A 15,687-nucleotide genomic window follows, 5' to 3' on the forward strand; every position below is an offset into this window, starting at 1 on the left:
CGAGGGCGGAGGACGGGGCATGGACGGGGACGGCGGGCTCGGCCGGCGGCGGCTGCGGGACGTGCCCCTGTTCGCGGCGCTGCCGGACGACACCCTGAGCGCCCTGTGGAGCGTCTCCGTACCGCGCCGATACGACTCCGGAGAGACCCTGCGCGTCCAGGGCTCCCCCGCCGATCACCTGCTCGTGCTGCTGGAGGGCCGCACGGCCGCTTCCGCCACGACCGCGGGCGGACGGGTCGTCGGGTTCGGCACCTGGGCGGCGCCCTGCGCGCTGGACAAGGTGGCGCTGCTCGACGGGGCGGGCCACACGGCGACGTTCACGGCGGTGTCCCCGTGCACCGTACGGGCCGTACCGCGGGCCCGGTTCACGGCGCTGCTCGACGACTCGGCGGCGGTCCGCGCCCATGTGTTCCGCCTCCTGGCGGCCCAGGCGCGCGCCCAGCAGCACCGGCTGACGGACACGGTCGCGCTGCCGTGCGAGGCCCGCCTGGCCGCCTGGCTCTTGGAACGGCAGGCCACGGCCGGCGAGGTCGACCTGCCCGGCGGTCAGCGCGAACTGGCCGACCTCCTGGGCGTCACCCGCGTCACGGTGAACCGCGCCCTGTCCCGGCTGCGCCACGACGGCCTGATCCGCTGGTCCGACCCCGGACGCATCCGGATCGTCGCCCCGGAGCTGCTCGCCCTGCGCGCGGGCCGGCGTTGAAGCACACCCGCCCGGTGCCGGGGGAGGGAGCGCCTCCTCCCCCGCGCGGCGCTCACAGCGCCTTGAGCGCCCCCGCGGTGGCCCGGGTCAGGGCCTCCAGGTAGCCCTTCGGGAGCTTCGGGCTGCGGATCACGACCGAGCGCCAGTACAGGGGGCCCGAGATGAGGTCCAGGGCGAGTTCCTCGTCGAAGCCGCGCCGGATCTCACCCCGCTGCTCCGCCGCCACCACGATCTTGCTGGCCACGCCCTCCTGCCCCTCGCGCAGGGCCTTCTGGAGGGCCTCGGCGATCTCGGGGTTGCGGGCGGCCTCGGCCTGGAGATCGGGGATGATCTGCGAGGCCACGGGGTGCCGCAGGGCGCGGGAGGTCACCTCGTACAGCAGCCGCAGGTCGCCCTCCAGGGAGCCCGTGTCCGGCACGGGCAGGCCCATCACCGCGATCGCGGACACCACGTCGAGCACCAGGTGCAGCTTGGAGCGCCAGCGTCGGTAGACCGCGGTCTTGCCCACGCCCGCGCGGCGCGCGATGCCCTCGATGGACATCCGCGCGTAGCCGACGGCCGCGAGCTCCTCGAAGACGGCCGCCCGAATGGCTTCCGTCACATCCTCCCGGAGCACGGCGGCTCCCGCGGGGGCCCGGCGGCGCGGACGCGTCTGCGACTCCTCGGCGTTGGTCGTCATGCGCCCCAGCATAGGGCGTTACGACGAAACGGTCCCGTCCCGACGCGAAGCGTTACGACGAAACCGTGCCGTGCCGACGGACGGCGTCACGACGAAACGGTACCGTCCCCTCGGAATCCGTCACGACGAAACGGTTGCGTTCCGACGTGCGATCGGCCTACTCTCACGTTGCGACGATACGGTCCCGTCCCGACGTAAGAAAACGGCAAGAGACGCGTAAGGAAACGCCGGACGACGAGCGCATCGACCCGCACCGGCACCACGCGTCACCCCACGCCCCACACCACCCCCCGAGCGAAAGCAGCGGATGTGAGTCAGGTCCTCCACACACCGCCCCCGACGACGGCACCCGCCGCCGACGACCTCACGGCCCTCGCGACCCGCCACGGCCTCTCGGTCAGCGGTGCCCGTCCCTCGCTGCCCGAGTACGTCCGCCAGCTGTGGGCGCGGCGCCACTTCATCGCCGCGTTCTCGACGGCCAAGCTCACCGCCCAGTACAGCCAGGCGAAACTGGGCCAGGTCTGGCAGGTGATGACCCCGCTGTTGAACGCGGCGGTCTACTACTTCATCTTCGGCATCCTGCTCGGCACCAAGAAGGGCGTGCCGGACTACATCCCGTTCCTGGTCACGGGTGTGTTCATCTGGACGTTCACGCAGAGCTCGATCATGGCGGGCACCCGGGCGATCTCCGGCAACCTCGGCCTCGTGCGCGCCCTGCACTTCCCGCGGGCGGCCCTGCCGATCTCCTTCTGCCTCCAGCAGCTCCAGCAGCTGCTGTTCTCGATGGGGGCCCTGGTCGTCATCCTGCTCTGCTTCGGCGTACCGGTCTCCGCGTCCTGGCTGCTGGCGATCCCGGCCCTGGTGCTGCAGTTCACCTTCAACACCGGTGTCTCGATGATCATGGCCCGGTTCGGGGCGTCGACGCCGGACATCGCACAGCTGATGCCGTTCGTCCTGCGCACGTGGATGTACGTCTCGGGCGTGATGTGGAGCATCGACCACCTGGCCAAGGGCCACCACGACTGGCCGTCCTGGGTGGTCCCCGTCCTCCAGGCCAACCCGGCGGCCATCTACATCGACCTGATGCGGTACTCCCTGATCGACAGCTTCCACTCCAGCCAGTTGCCGCACCACGTGTGGGCGATCGCGATCGGCTGGGCCCTGCTCGCCGGAGTCGGCGGCTTCATCTACTTCTGGAAGGCCGAGGAGACGTACGGTCGTGGCTGACAACGAGAAGATCCCCACCGTGGTCGTCGACGGCGTCGACATCGTCTACCGCGTCAACGGCACCGGCGCCGGCAAGGGCTCCGCCACCGCCGCCCTCAACCGCATGCTGCGCCGCAAGCAGACCGAGAAGGCGGCGGGCGTCCGCAAGGTGCACGCCGTGAAGAACGTGTCCTTCGTGGCGTACAAGGGCGAGGCGATCGGCCTGATCGGCACCAATGGTTCCGGCAAGTCGACCCTGCTCAAGGCGGTCGCCGGCCTGCTCCCGGTGGAGAACGGCCGGATCTACACCGACGGCCAGCCCTCCCTGCTCGGCGTCAACGCCGCCCTGATGAACGACCTCACCGGCGAGCGCAACGTCTACCTCGGCGGCCTCGCCATGGGCATGTCCCGCGAGCAGGTCAGGGACCGCTACGAGGAGATCGTCGACTTCTCCGGCATCAACGAGAAGGGCGACTTCATCACCCTCCCGATGCGCACCTACTCCTCCGGCATGGCGGCCCGCCTCCGCTTCTCCATCGCCGCCGCCAAGGACCACGACGTCCTGCTCATCGACGAGGCCCTCGCCACCGGCGACCGCTCCTTCCAGAAGCGCTCCGAGGCCCGGATCCGCGAGCTGCGCAAGCACGCGGGCACGGTGTTCCTGGTCAGCCACAGCAACAAGTCGATCCGCGACACCTGCGACCGCGTGCTGTGGCTGGAGCGCGGCGAACTGCGCATGGACGGCCCCACCGACGAGGTCCTGGAGGCCTACGAGGCCTTCACCGGCGGCCCGGACAAGGCCGCGCCGAAGCCGAAGGCGGCCGCCGCGGCGGCCCGTTGAGGGCGGGGCGGTCCACACCGCGGCGCCGCCGGTCCCGAACTGCACGAGGGTCCTGAAGTACACGAGGGCGCCCCGAGCCGTCATGGCCCGGGGCGCCCTGCTGTATGCCGTACCGCTGTATGGCCGTATCGCCTACGAATGCGTCCGCAGCAGCGTCCGCATGGTCCGCATCGCCACCGACAGGTTCGCCAGGTCGAAGGTCTCCGAGCCCTGGATCTCGTCCAGGGTCGTGCGCGCCCGGCCGAGGATCGCCGCGTTCTTCTCCTCCCAGGCCTTGAAGCGCTGCTCGGGAGTCGAGGTGCCGTTGCCGACGGCGAGCACGTCCGCGGTCAGCGCCGAGTGGGCCGCGTACAGGTCCTCCCGGATGGAGGCGCGGGCCATGGACTGCCAGCGGTCGGCGCGGGGCAGCTCGATGATGCGGTCCATGAGCTGGGTGATGTGGAGGCGGTCGGCGAGGTCGTAGTAGACCTCGGCGACGTCCATCGGGTCCCGGCCCATGCGGTCGCCCACCGAGACGATGTCGAGCGTCGGGAAGGCGGAGGAGAACCCGGCCACGCGGGTGGCCAGTTCGTCCGGGACCCCGGCGGCGCTCAGCTCGTCGTAGATCTTCTGGTACCACTCCAGGTCCGCGCCCCTGAGCAGCTTCGGCAGCTGCGACCACACCAGCTCGACGCGGTCGCCGAAGAAGTCGACGGTCTCGGCGAGCTGGAGCGGCTGCGGCCGGTTGTTGAGCAGCCAGCGGGTGCCGCGCTCCACCAACCGCCGCGAGTGCAGCCGGATCCGGGTCTGCACGGCGGCCTCGACCCGGTTGTCGAGTTCCTCGACCCCGTCCCACACGACACCGGAGCGGAAGATCGCCCGGGCCGCGGTCTGCGCCCGCACGATCTCCTCCAGCGAGGCGCCGGTCTCCTCGCGCAAGCGGTGCAGATAGGTCGTACCGCCCGTGTTGACCGTGTCGTTGACCAGGACGGTCGTGGTGATCTCGCGGTGCAGCGGGTGACCGTCGATGCGCTCGGCGAACTGCTCGCGCAACGCGGCCGGGAAGTACGTGTGCAGCAGGCCGCGCAGGTACGGGTCGTCCGGCAGCGAGGTGTGCAGCAGCTCCTCGGCGACCGTGATCTTCGTGTACGCCAGCAGGACGGCCGTCTCCGGGCTGGTCAGCCCCTGCCCGGCACCGAGCCGTTCGCGGATCTGGCGGTCGGTGGGCAGGAACTCCAGCGCGCGGTCCAGGCGGCCCTCGCGCACCAGGTGGCGCATGTAGCGCTGCTGGGCGTGGAGCATGTCCTTGGACTGGGCGAGCGCGTTGGCGATGGCGGTGTTCTGCGCGTAGTTGTTGCGCAGGACCAGACGGCCGACCTCGTCGGTCATCTCGGCGAGCAGCTTGTTGCGCTGCTTGACCGTCATGTCGCCGTCCGCGACCAGGCCGTTGAGCAGGATCTTGATGTTCACCTCGTGGTCGGAGGTGTCCACGCCCGCGCTGTTGTCGATGGCATCGGTGTTGATCTTGCCGCCGTGCAGCGCGAACTCGATCCGGCCGAGCTGGGTCAGGCCCAGGTTGCCGCCCTCGCCGACCACCTTGACGCGCAGGTCGGCGCCGTCGACGCGGATCGGGTCGTTGGCCTTGTCACCGACGTCGGCCTGCGATTCCGTACCGGACTTGACGTACGTACCGATGCCGCCGTTCCACAGCAGGTCGACCGGCGCCTTGAGGATCGCCTTCATGAGGTCGGCCGGCGTCATCTTGGCGACCTTGCCCTCGATACCGAGGGCCTCGCGGATGTGCGCGTTGACCGGGATCGCCTTGGCGGTGCGCGGGAAGACGCCGCCGCCCGCGGAGATGAGGCCGGTGTCGTATTCGGCCCAGCTGGAGCGGGGCAGCTCGAAGACGCGACGGCGCTCGGCGTAGGAGACGGCCGCGTCCGGCTTCGGGTCGATGAAGATGTGCCGGTGGTCGAAGGCGGCGACCAGGCGGATGTGCTCGCTGAGCAGCATGCCGTTGCCGAACACGTCACCGGACATGTCGCCGATGCCGACGACCGTGAAGTCCTCGGCCTGCGTGTTCACGCCCAGCTCCCGGAAGTGCCGCTTGACGGACTCCCAGGCGCCGCGGGCGGTGATGCCCATGCCCTTGTGGTCGTAGCCGGCCGAGCCGCCGGAGGCGAAGGCGTCGCCGAGCCAGAAGTTGTACTGCTCGGCGACCCCGTTGGCGATGTCGGAGAAGGTCGCGGTGCCCTTGTCGGCGGCGACGACGAGGTAGGTGTCGTCCTCGTCGTGCCGGACCACGTCCGCGGGCGGGACGACCTCGCCGGCCACCATGTTGTCGGTGATGTCGAGCAGCGCGGAGATGAAGGTCTTGTAGCTGGCGACGCCCTCGGCGAGCCAGGCGTCCCGGTCCACGCTCGGGTCGGGCAGCTGCTTGGCGACGAAGCCGCCCTTGGCGCCGACCGGCACGATGACGGTGTTCTTCACCATCTGCGCCTTGACCAGGCCGAGGATCTCGGTCCGGAAGTCCTCACGCCGGTCGGACCAGCGCAGTCCGCCGCGCGCGACCTTCCCGAACCTGAGGTGCACGCCCTCCACCCGCGGCGAGTACACCCAGATCTCGAACGCCGGTCGCGGCGCGGGCAGATCGGGGATGGCCTGCGGGTCGAACTTCATGGAGACGTAGTCGTGCGGCCTGCCGCCCGCCGCCTCCTGGAAGAAGTTCGTGCGCAGCGTCGCCTTGATGACGGTCAGGAAGGACCGCAGGATCCGGTCCTCGTCGAGACTCGCGACCTGGTCGAGGGCCGCGTCGACCTCTTCCAGCAGGGCGTCCACGATCTCGTGCCCGGCCCGCTGCCGGTCCGGCGACATCCGCGCCTCGAACAGGGAGACGAGCAGCCGGGTGGTGTGGACGTTGTTGCGGAGGGTGTCCTCCATGTAGTCCTGGCTGAACGTCGAGCCCGCCTGCCGCAGGTACTTGGCGTACGCCCGCAGCACCATCGCCTGACGCCAGTTCAGGCCGGCGCTCAGCACCAGGGCGTTGAACCCGTCGTTCTCCGCCTGCCCGGTCCAGGTGGCGGCGAAGGCGTCCTGGAACCGCTCGCGTCCGTCGTCGCCGAGGTAGTCGCCGCTCCCGCTCTTCGGCTGGGGCATGCGCAGCCCGAAGTCGTAGATCCAGGCCACGCTCCGGTCGGAGCAGCGCAGTTCGTACGGCCGCTCGTCCACGACCTCGACGCCGAGCCGGTTGAGGACCGGCAGCACCGCGGACAGCGAGATGGAGTCGCCCTTGCGGTAGATCTTGAACCGGCGCTCCTCGGGCGCGGCCCCCACCGGCTCGTACAGGCTGAGCGCGAAGCTCTTCTCCTCGCTGAGCTGTTCGAGGTTCGCGAGGTCGGCGACCGCGGCACGCGGATTGTGGTCGGCCTTGTAGCCCTCGGGGATGGCGTTGCCGTAGCGGCGCAGCAGTTCGGCGGCGCGCTCCTCGCCGAACTCGGCGTTCAGCGCCTCCGCGAACCCGTCCGCCCACGACCGCGCTGCCTCCACCAGCCGCGCCTCGATACGGTCCTTGTCGGCGTCGGACAGCTCCGGCAGCTCGGTGCCCTGCGGGACCCGGACGACGAAGTGCAGCCGGGACAGGATCGACTCGGTGTTCCAGGCGGTGAAGTCGACGCTGGTGCCGCCGAGTTCCTCCTTGAGGATGTCGATGATCCGCAGGCGTACGCCGGTGGTGTACCGGTCTCGCGGCAGGTAGACGAGGGCCGAGTAGTAGCGCCCGTACTCGTCCTGGCGCAGGTACAGCCGCAGCCGCCTGCGCTCCTGGAGGTACAGGACCGAGGTGACGATGGCCTGCAACTCGTCCGGCGGGGTCTGGAAGAGCTCGTCGCGCGGGTAGGTCTCCAGGATCTGGAGCAGGTCGCGCCCGTCGTGGCTGTTGGGCGAGAACCCGGCGCGCTCCAGCACCTCGGCGACCTTGCGCCGGATGACGGGCACGCGGCGCACCGACTCGGTGTACGCGGCCGAGGAGAACAGCCCGAGGAACCGCCGCTCGCCGACGACATTGCCGTCCGCGTCGAACTTCTTCACCCCGATGTAGTCGAGGTACGACGGCCGGTGCACGGTGGCCCGGCTGTTGGCCTTGGTCAGCACCAGGAGCTTGTGCTCGCGGGCCTTGGCCCGGGCGTCGGCCGGCAGCCGCTCGAAGGACGGGCTGACCGGGTGGCTGTCGCCCTCGGCGTGGTGCGGGTCGGAGCGCAGGATGCCCAGGCCGGTGCCGGGCACGGCGGCCAGGGAGTCGTCCTGCCGCAGCTGGTACTCGCGGTAGCCGAGGAAGGTGAAGTGATCGGCGGCCAGCCAGCGCAGCAGCTCGCGGGCCTCCTCGATCTCCTGCTCGCGCAGGTCCGAGGCGATGGGCTCCTTGGGCAGTTCGTCGGCCATGCGCATGGCCGCGTCCCGCATCTTGTCCCAGTCCTCGACGGCCTCACGGACGTCCGACAGGACGCGCAGCAGATCGGCGGTGATCTGCTTCAGGTCGCCGCGGTCGGTCTCCCGGTCGATCTCGACGTGGATCCAGGACTCGGTGTGCGCGTCGTGCGGGAGGTCGCCGGTGGCCGGTGCGGTGAGCACCTCGATGAGCCTGCCGGTGACATCGCGCCGGACCACGATCTGCGGGTGGATGACGACGTGGATGCCCCGCCCCTGCCGCGTCAGCTCGTTCGTCACCGAGTCGACGAGGAAGGGCATGTCGTCGGTGACCACCTCGACGACGGAGTGGCTGCACGTCCAGCCGTTCTCCTCGACGGTCGGGGTGTGCACCCGCACGTTGGCCGTACCCTGCGGGCGGGTTTCGGCCAGCCGGTAGTGGGAGAGCGCGGCGCCGAAGACGTCGACCGGGTCACGGTCGTCGAGGTCCTCCGGGGCGGTGTGCAGGTAGTAGCGCTGGAGGAACGCGAGCACGGTCTCACTGTCCGGGGTGCCGGGTGTGCTCTCGTCCGTCGTCCCGGTCGGTAGGTGCCCACCGACCGGGCTGTTCTCAGCTACCCGGGCAGCCCTCTCGAGCAGCTCGGCCTTGGCTTCGTCCAGCTTGGTCTGCATTGTCCTCTGGCTCCTGTCGCGCGCCGTTGCGTGACGTAGAAGGAAGTACGGTCTCTTCCCCTGCGGCTCGACGCCACGGCCCGGGGTCTCCGGTCTGGTCCGACGCTATGCCGCAAGGTGAGATGGGCGGTGAAATATGAGCCACTTTTGAGCTGACCAGGGGGTGTGACGCTACTCTCTGCGGCGCCCGTCCCCAGGTGGTGTGTGGCATCCCGGGAGCCCTTCCGGCCCCGTCCCGCCCGCGAAGACCAGCGACCGCCGCCCGGTCACGGAGATGTTCCGTGCTCGCCGGGCGCAGGGCAGGGGCACCAGTGCCCCCGCGAGCTATCGCGCTGATCACGCCACCAAGGCTATCGCTCCTTACAGGGGCCCCGTCACGAGCCGTATGTGTACAAAACCAGGGCTGGAACTTTGACACTCTGCACAGTGTCTGCGCGCGGCTCCGGCCCCGGCCGCCCTGCACGCCCCCTTGGCAAGTCCGCGCCGCGGATGCACGTTGCCGACATGACCGCGAAAATCCTCATCGTGACCGGCGACGCAGCGGAGTCGCTGGAGGTCCTGTACCCCTACCAGCGCCTCCGCGAGGAGGGCTACGACGTCCACATCGCCGCCCCCGCCCGCAAGAAGCTCCGGTTCGTGGTCCACGACTTCGAACCCGGCTTCGACACCTACACCGAGAAACCCGGCTACACCTGGCCCGCCGATCTGGCCTTCGCCGAGGTCGATCCCGGCCAGTACGCCGCCCTCGTCATCCCCGGCGGCCGCGCCCCCGAGTATCTGCGCAACGACCCCGAACTCCGCAAGATCCTCAAGTCCTTCTTCGACTCCGACAAACCCGTCGCCCAGATCTGCCACGGTCCTCTGCTCACCGCCGCGATCGACAGCCGCCGCGTCACGGCGTACCCCGCCCTGGAACTCGACATGCAGGCCGCCGGCGCCACCTTCCAGGACGCCGAGGCCGTGGTCGACGGCACCCTCGTCTCCGCGCGGGCCTGGCCGGACCACTCCCGCTGGATGCGGGAGTTCCTGACGGTGCTGCGGGCCAAGGCACCGGTGACGTGACATGACATGACGGGAAGGACGGGGGCCGGCCCGGCAGCCCCTACGCCGCCAACCGCTGCGCCTCTGTCACGGCCTCCTCCAGCGTGTCCACGACCGGCACGCCCACCACCTCCAGGCTCGCCCGGCTGTGCGACCCCCCGGTGTACAGGACGGCCCGCGCCCCCACGTGCAGGGCCGCCACCGCGTCGTCCGCGGCGTCTCCGATCACCACCGTACGCGTGGGGTTCACCCCGGAAAGGGCCGCGAGGTGCCGCACCATGTGCTCCGCCTTGCTCCCCCCGGACGGGCCGGTCCGCCCGTCCACGCGTATGAAGTGCGTTTCGATCCCGAACCCCCGCACCAGCGGCACGAGTTCGTCATGGACATACATGCTGAGAAGGGACTGACTGCCGCCCGCCGACCGCCACCCCGCGAGCAGCTCCGCCGCTCCCGCCGTGAGCCCGCACCCCACCCGGTGCTCGGCGTAGTACCGGTGGAAGGTCTCGTCCATGACCACCCACTCGGCCTCGGTGGGCAACCGCCCCAGCAGCCGCTCGTAGAACTTCGGCACCGGCACGCAGTACATCGCCCGGTACTGCTCCATCGTGATCGGCGCCAGCCCCAACTCCGCGAACGCCGCGTTCGTCGCCCCGATGATCGCGTCATTGTCGTGGAACAGCGTGCCGTTCCAGTCCCAGACAATGTGCGCGTCGCTCTGCTTCCCCATGAGAAAAACCGTACCCGCCCCCACTGACAATCAAGAGATCCGCAGGTCGGGGTGGGGCAGCAGAGCGCTACGGCCGCAGGCGGACGCTCAGTCCCCGAGCCCCACCAGGTTCGGGATCTCCTGCGTCGCGAACCACAGCAGCTCGTGGTCCTCTGCCCCGTCCACCACGAACTGCGCGTCGTCGTCCCCGCTGTCCGCCGCCCCGAGCGCGTCGGCCGCCGCGGTCACATCCGCCTCCGCGTCGGCCGCGTCGACATGCACGGCCGCCGCCTTGCCCAGCGGCACGGGCCCGGCGACCCGCACCTCGCCGAGCGCCGTCGGATCGAGCGCCCGGTCGGGGTCGGCGGTCGCCGCGCCGTCGGGCACGTCCACGGCGACGACCACCCGGCGTCGGACCGCCCCGGGATCCAACGCCACCAGCCGCAGGGAGGCCAGCGCGGCCCGGTTCAGCGCCGCGTATTCCAGTTCCTCGATGTCGTCGGAGAGGTACCACTCGCGCAACGCCGGCGTGACCGCGTACGCGACGATCGGCCCGTGCCCCAGCTCTCCCGTCTTGTACGCCTCGGCGAGACCGGGAAGGGTCAGGGGGACGTAGACGCGCATGGCCTGCCGCTTTCGTCGTCGGTTGAGTCGGTCGAGTAGTCGTCGGAGGGACTCCGCACGGGTTCCGTGAGGGCCGTCGGCGTCTCCCGAAGACCTTCAGGATACGTGCGGGGCGTCCCCTTTCGAGTCCCTGCCCACGCCTCCGCGGGCGTCAACCCGACGCCGCGAAACTCACCCGCCCCACCCCCGTTCTCACGGGCTTTTACCCACCCGAACCACCCTGATAGGTGAACCGGTCGACCGCCCCGACCGGGCCCCGCGACCGCTTGCCGTCGCGCTCCATGACCCCGTACAAGATCCCCAAGCCAGAAGTTACCGCCCGGTACCATCCGGGCCGACCCGAACGGGGACAGCCATGACCAAGGTCATGACCAGGGCGAACCACCACCCGGGCACCCGCCCGCCGAACCGCCGTGACCTGCGCCGCCCGGGTGGTACACCGCCTCGCACGCCGGGCGGCGGCCCCGCCCGCACCACGGCCCCGGGAGGCCGGCCTCCGGGCTCACCGGGCGGCGGAGGACGGTCCGCCCGCACCAGGCCCGCGGACAGCCGCCCACCGACCCTCACGGCGGTCGCCACCCCCAGCGCCTCCACCGCTGCCCTCTCCACCCCCACCGTCCCGGCTCAGGCCTCCCGCAGGTCGACGGTCCCGCAGCCCCGCCCCACCGACCGCTTCGCCGACCTCCTCCTCGCGGTCCTCAGCGGCCGCCGCCCCGTCCACTGCATGCTCCGGCACACCGCGGGCCGCGCCTACGACGAACTGGCCTGGCTCGCCGAACGCGGCCCCCTGCGCACCACCCGGGGCACCGTGCCCGTCGTCCGCGACATCGGCTACGAGGTCACCCGGCCCGGCGCCATCGAGGCGTTCGCGCGTATCAGCGCAGGCGACCAGCTGCGCGCCATGGCCTTCCGGCTGGAACAGGGCCCCGACCTGCGCTGGCGCTGCACAGCGGTGGAACTGGGCGGCCCCCGCAGGCCCCGCACGGACGACGACTGAGCCCGGGGAACGCGTAAGGGCCGGGCCACCCTCGGGTGATCCGGCCCCTCACTCCGCTACGGCGCCACAGGCGGCCGCACCGTCACTTCATTACTTCTTGCGACGCCGCCCACCACGGGACTGCTTGCGCCGCTCCGCACGCGTGAGGCCGTCGGACTCCGAGCGCACCGGCTCGTCCTCGGCGAAGTCGCCCTCGATGACACCGCCCTCGCCGTCCACGGTGGGCGCCGAGAAGTGCAGCTCGCGCCGCTGCGGCACATCGAGGCCCTTGGCCCGGATCTCGGGACGCGCGCCCGCCTGCGCCGGCACCGCGTCCTGCTTGTCCAGCGAGGGCTTGGTGTCCTCGACCGGGACCTCCTCGACCTGCTGCTCGACCTGGACCTCCAGGTTGAACAGGTAGCCGACGGACTCCTCCTTGATGCCCTCCATCATGGCGGTGAACATGTCGAAGCCCTCGCGCTGGTACTCGACCAGCGGGTCCTTCTGCGCCATCGCGCGCAGGCCGATGCCCTCCTGGAGGTAGTCCATCTCGTAGAGGTGCTCGCGCCACTTGCGGTCCAGGACCGACAGCACGACCCGGCGCTCCAGCTCACGCATGATCTCGGAGCCGAGCTGCGCCTCACGCGCCGCGTACTGGTCGTGGATGTCGTCCTTGATGGACTCGGAGATGAACTCGGCGGTCAGCCCGGCCCGGTCGCCGGCCGCCTCCTCCAGCTCCTCGACGGTGACCTTCACCGGGTAGAGCTGCTTGAACGCGCCCCACAGCCGGTCGAGGTCCCAGTCCTCCGGGAAGCCCTCGGCGGTCTCCGCGCCGACGTAGGCGTCGATGGTGTCGTCCATGAAGTGCTGCACCTGCTCGTGCAGGTCCTCGCCCTCCAGGACGCGGCGCCGCTCGCCGTAGATGACCTCGCGCTGGCGGTTGAGGACCTCGTCGTACTTCAGGACGTTCTTACGGGTCTCGAAGTTCTGCTGCTCGACCTGCGACTGGGCCGACGCGATCGCGCGCGTGACCATCTTGTTCTCGATCGGCACGTCGTCCGGGACGTTCGCCATCGACATCACGCGCTCGACCATCTGGGCCTTGAACAGGCGCATCAGATCGTCACCGAGGGAGAGGTAGAAGCGGGACTCGCCCGGGTCGCCCTGACGGCCGGAACGACCGCGCAGCTGGTTGTCGATACGGCGCGACTCGTGCCGCTCGGTGCCCAGGACGTAGAGGCCGCCGAGGTCCTTGACCTCCTCGAACTCCGCCTTGACCGCCTGCTCGGCCTTCTCCAGGGCGGCGGGCAGGGCCGCGGCCCACTCCTCGATGTGCTCCTCGGGGTCGAGGCCACGCTGGCGCAGCTCCGCCTCGGCGAGGTCCTCGGGGTTGCCGCCGAGCTTGATGTCCGTACCACGGCCGGCCATGTTCGTCGCGACCGTCACGGCGCCCTTGCGGCCGGCCTGGGCGACGATCGTCGCCTCACGGTCGTGCTGCTTGGCGTTCAGCACCTCGTGCTGGATACCGCGCTTGGACAGCTGCTGCGAGAGGTACTCGGACTTCTCGACCGACGTCGTACCGACGAGGATCGGCTGGCCCTTCTCGTGCTTCTCGGCGATGTCGTCGACGACCGCCTCGAACTTCGCGACCTCGGTGCGGTAGATCAGGTCCGACTGGTCCTTTCGGATCATCGGCCGGTTGGTCGGGATCGGCACCACGCCGAGCTTGTAGATCTGGTGGAACTCGGCGGCCTCGGTCATCGCCGTACCGGTCATGCCGCACAGACCGGGCTGTTCCTTGCCGTTGTGGTCGTGGCGCTTGTAGAGGCGGAAGAAGTTCTGGAGGGTGATCGTGGCGAGCGTCTGGTTCTCGTCCTTGATGTCCACCCCTTCCTTCGCCTCGATCGCCTGGTGCATGCCCTCGTTGTACCGGCGGCCGGCGAGGATACGGCCGGTGTGCTCGTCGACGATCATGACTTCGCCGTCCATGACGACGTAGTCCTTGTCCTTCTTGAAGAGCTCCTTCGCCTTGATGGCGTTGTTCAGGTAGCCCACCAGAGGCGTGTTGACCGACTCGTAGAGGTTGTCGATGCCCAGCCAGTCCTCGACCTTGGCGACACCGGACTCGTGGATGGCGACCGTGCGCTTCTTCTCGTCGACGTCGTAGTCGCCGGTCTCCTCGACGCCCTTGAGCGGGTTGCCGGCCTCGCCCCTCTTCAGGCGGATGACCAGCTTGGCGAAGTCGCCGTACCACTTGGTGGCCTGGTCGGCCGGGCCGGAGATGATCAGCGGCGTACGGGCCTCGTCGACGAGGATGGAGTCGACCTCGTCGACGATGGCGAAGTTGTGGCCGCGCTGGACGAGCTCGTCCTGGGACCAGGCCATGTTGTCGCGCAGGTAGTCGAAGCCGAACTCGTTGTTCGTGCCGTAGGTGATGTCGCACGCGTACTGCTCACGACGCTGGGACGGCGTCATGTTCGCGAGGATGCAACCCACTTCCAGGCCCAGGAACTTGTGGACCCGGCCCATCATCTCGGAGTCGCGCTCGGCCAGGTAGTCGTTCACCGTGATCAGGTGGACGCCCTTGCCGGACAGCGCGTTCAGATACGCGGGGAGCGTGCCGACGAGGGTCTTGCCCTCGCCGGTCTTCATCTCGGCCACGTAGCCGAGGTGGAGGGCGGCGCCGCCCATGATCTGCACGTCGTAGTGGCGCTGGCCGAGAACGCGCGTGGCGGCCTCACGGACGGTGGCGAACGCCTCGGGAAGCAGGTCATCCAGGGTCTCGCCATCGGCGTAGCGCTGCTTGTACTCCTCGGTGAGGGCTCGCAGCTCGGCGTCGGAGAGGTCGACGAAGTCCTCTTCGATGGAGTTGACCTGGTCCGCGATGCGGTGCAGCTTGCGCAGGATCTTGCCTTCGCCTGCACGCATGATCTTCGAGAGGACGGACACGGGGGTTGGTCTCCTTGCCGGTCGGGCCTGGGACGGTCGGTTTCCATTTGACTCACTGAGCAACGGCCATCGTATGCGAGGACCCCACCGCGCCGGGAGGCCTGCCGGGTAGGCCGACTGTCAGCTCTTTCAAATCTGCTTCAAAGGGGACAACGGACGGGCGACGCCGATGGTGCCGCGCCCCGGCCACGAATTGCGCGAATTGTGATCGCCCGCTCACACACGGCTAAAAGATGGCGTCCTCGTCGGCCTCCTGAGCAGAATCGGCCGATGGACCCCGTCACGCTCACCACCGACCGTCTCCTGTTGCGCACGGTCGGCCCGCAGGACACCGACGCCGTGTACGCCGCCGCGCAGGATCCCGACATCCAGCGCTGGACCACGATCCCGTCGCCGTACCTGCCCGAGCACGCCCGCGGCTTCACGGACGAGATGGTCCCCGAGGGCTGGGCGAACGGCTCGATGCTCACCTGGGGCCTCTTCCTCCCCGAAGGGGAGGAGTTGGTGGGCATGCTCAGCCTCACCATGCGCTCCCTGGGCGCGGCCGAGATCGGTTTCTGGAGCGCCGGGCAGCACCGCGGCCGCGGCTACGTCACCGAGGCCGTCCTCGCCGTGGCCCGCTGGGCCTTCACCGACCTGTCGCTCGATCGCGTCGAATGGCGGGCGGAGGTCGGCAACACGCCCTCCCTCGCGGTCGCCGAACGCGCCGGGTTCGTCCTCGAGGGCGTCATGCGCTCCGCGATCATCCACCGGGGCGCCCGCCGGGACTGCTGGGTGGGCGCCCTGCTCCCGTCGGACCTCGCACTGCCGTCGACGGCGCCCTATCTGCCGGCGCCGGTACAGCCGGCCTAGCCGTCGTCGCGGGTCGGCCGCCACCGTGGGCATTTCT

Annotated in this window: 11 protein-coding genes; 6 read left to right on the forward strand and 5 right to left on the reverse strand. The window is 70.0% G+C overall.

Features of this window, described 5'->3' with window-relative positions; translation table 11 throughout:
* Positions 1 to 19: 19 nt before the first annotated feature.
* Positions 20 to 703 carry a Crp/Fnr family transcriptional regulator gene (locus tag K4B79_RS39850; protein WP_232032308.1) on the forward strand — a complete coding sequence of 228 codons (684 nt, stop codon included), beginning with the start codon at positions 20 to 22 and terminating at the stop codon, positions 701 to 703.
* Between the two features lie 52 nt (positions 704 to 755).
* On the opposite strand, the gene K4B79_RS39855 is transcribed toward K4B79_RS39850, so the two are convergent.
* Positions 756 to 1,394, reverse strand: coding sequence for a TetR/AcrR family transcriptional regulator (locus K4B79_RS39855; protein WP_232032309.1), 639 nt, complete (start codon positions 1,392 to 1,394; stop codon positions 756 to 758).
* Between the two features lie 297 nt (positions 1,395 to 1,691).
* On the opposite strand from K4B79_RS39855, the gene K4B79_RS39860 reads away from it, so the two are divergent.
* On the forward strand, positions 1,692 to 2,609 hold the full coding sequence (locus K4B79_RS39860; RefSeq protein WP_232032310.1) for an ABC transporter permease: 918 nt from the start codon (positions 1,692 to 1,694) through the stop codon (positions 2,607 to 2,609).
* Positions 2,602 to 3,429 (forward strand): ABC transporter ATP-binding protein, encoded by an 828-nt coding sequence (locus tag K4B79_RS39865; protein WP_232032311.1) that lies wholly within the window; start codon positions 2,602 to 2,604, stop codon positions 3,427 to 3,429. The genes K4B79_RS39860 and K4B79_RS39865 overlap by 8 nt, the downstream gene beginning before the upstream one ends.
* A 132-nt stretch (positions 3,430 to 3,561) precedes the next feature.
* Here the strand turns inward: K4B79_RS39865 and K4B79_RS39870 are convergent, their stop codons facing one another.
* Complete coding sequence (locus K4B79_RS39870) at positions 3,562 to 8,502, reverse strand: NAD-glutamate dehydrogenase (RefSeq protein WP_232032312.1); 4,941 nt, start codon at positions 8,500 to 8,502, stop codon at positions 3,562 to 3,564.
* A gap of 504 nt (positions 8,503 to 9,006) precedes the next feature.
* Here K4B79_RS39870 and K4B79_RS39875 point away from each other — a divergent pair.
* Entirely contained in the window at positions 9,007 to 9,564 is a 558-nt protein-coding gene (locus K4B79_RS39875) for a DJ-1/PfpI family protein (protein WP_232032313.1), read from the forward strand.
* A gap of 40 nt (positions 9,565 to 9,604) precedes the next feature.
* Here the strand turns inward: K4B79_RS39875 and K4B79_RS39880 are convergent, their stop codons facing one another.
* Entirely contained in the window at positions 9,605 to 10,270 is a 666-nt protein-coding gene (locus K4B79_RS39880) for an HAD family hydrolase (protein ID WP_232032314.1), read from the reverse strand.
* A gap of 87 nt (positions 10,271 to 10,357) precedes the next feature.
* Positions 10,358 to 10,873 (reverse strand): DUF6912 family protein, encoded by a 516-nt coding sequence (locus K4B79_RS39885; protein ID WP_232032315.1) that lies wholly within the window; start codon positions 10,871 to 10,873, stop codon positions 10,358 to 10,360.
* Between the two features lie 355 nt (positions 10,874 to 11,228).
* Between K4B79_RS39885 and K4B79_RS39890 the strand changes: the two genes are divergently transcribed.
* On the forward strand, positions 11,229 to 11,870 hold the full coding sequence (locus tag K4B79_RS39890; protein WP_232032316.1) for an Rv3235 family protein: 642 nt from the start codon (positions 11,229 to 11,231) through the stop codon (positions 11,868 to 11,870).
* Between the two features lie 90 nt (positions 11,871 to 11,960).
* Here K4B79_RS39890 and secA read toward each other — a convergent pair whose 3' ends face one another.
* Entirely contained in the window at positions 11,961 to 14,798 is a 2,838-nt protein-coding gene (gene secA / locus K4B79_RS39895) for a preprotein translocase subunit SecA (protein WP_232032317.1), read from the reverse strand.
* Between the two features lie 270 nt (positions 14,799 to 15,068).
* Between secA and K4B79_RS39900 the strand changes: the two genes are divergently transcribed.
* A complete protein-coding gene (locus K4B79_RS39900) occupies positions 15,069 to 15,650 on the forward strand; it encodes a GNAT family N-acetyltransferase (protein WP_232032318.1) in 582 nt (193 codons plus the stop codon).
* Positions 15,651 to 15,687 lie beyond the last annotated feature (37 nt).

The sequence above is a fragment of the Streptomyces lincolnensis genome, from assembly GCF_021173675.1.
In the GTDB taxonomy this organism is placed as follows: Bacteria; Actinomycetota; Actinomycetes; order Streptomycetales; family Streptomycetaceae; genus Streptomyces; species Streptomyces lincolnensis_B.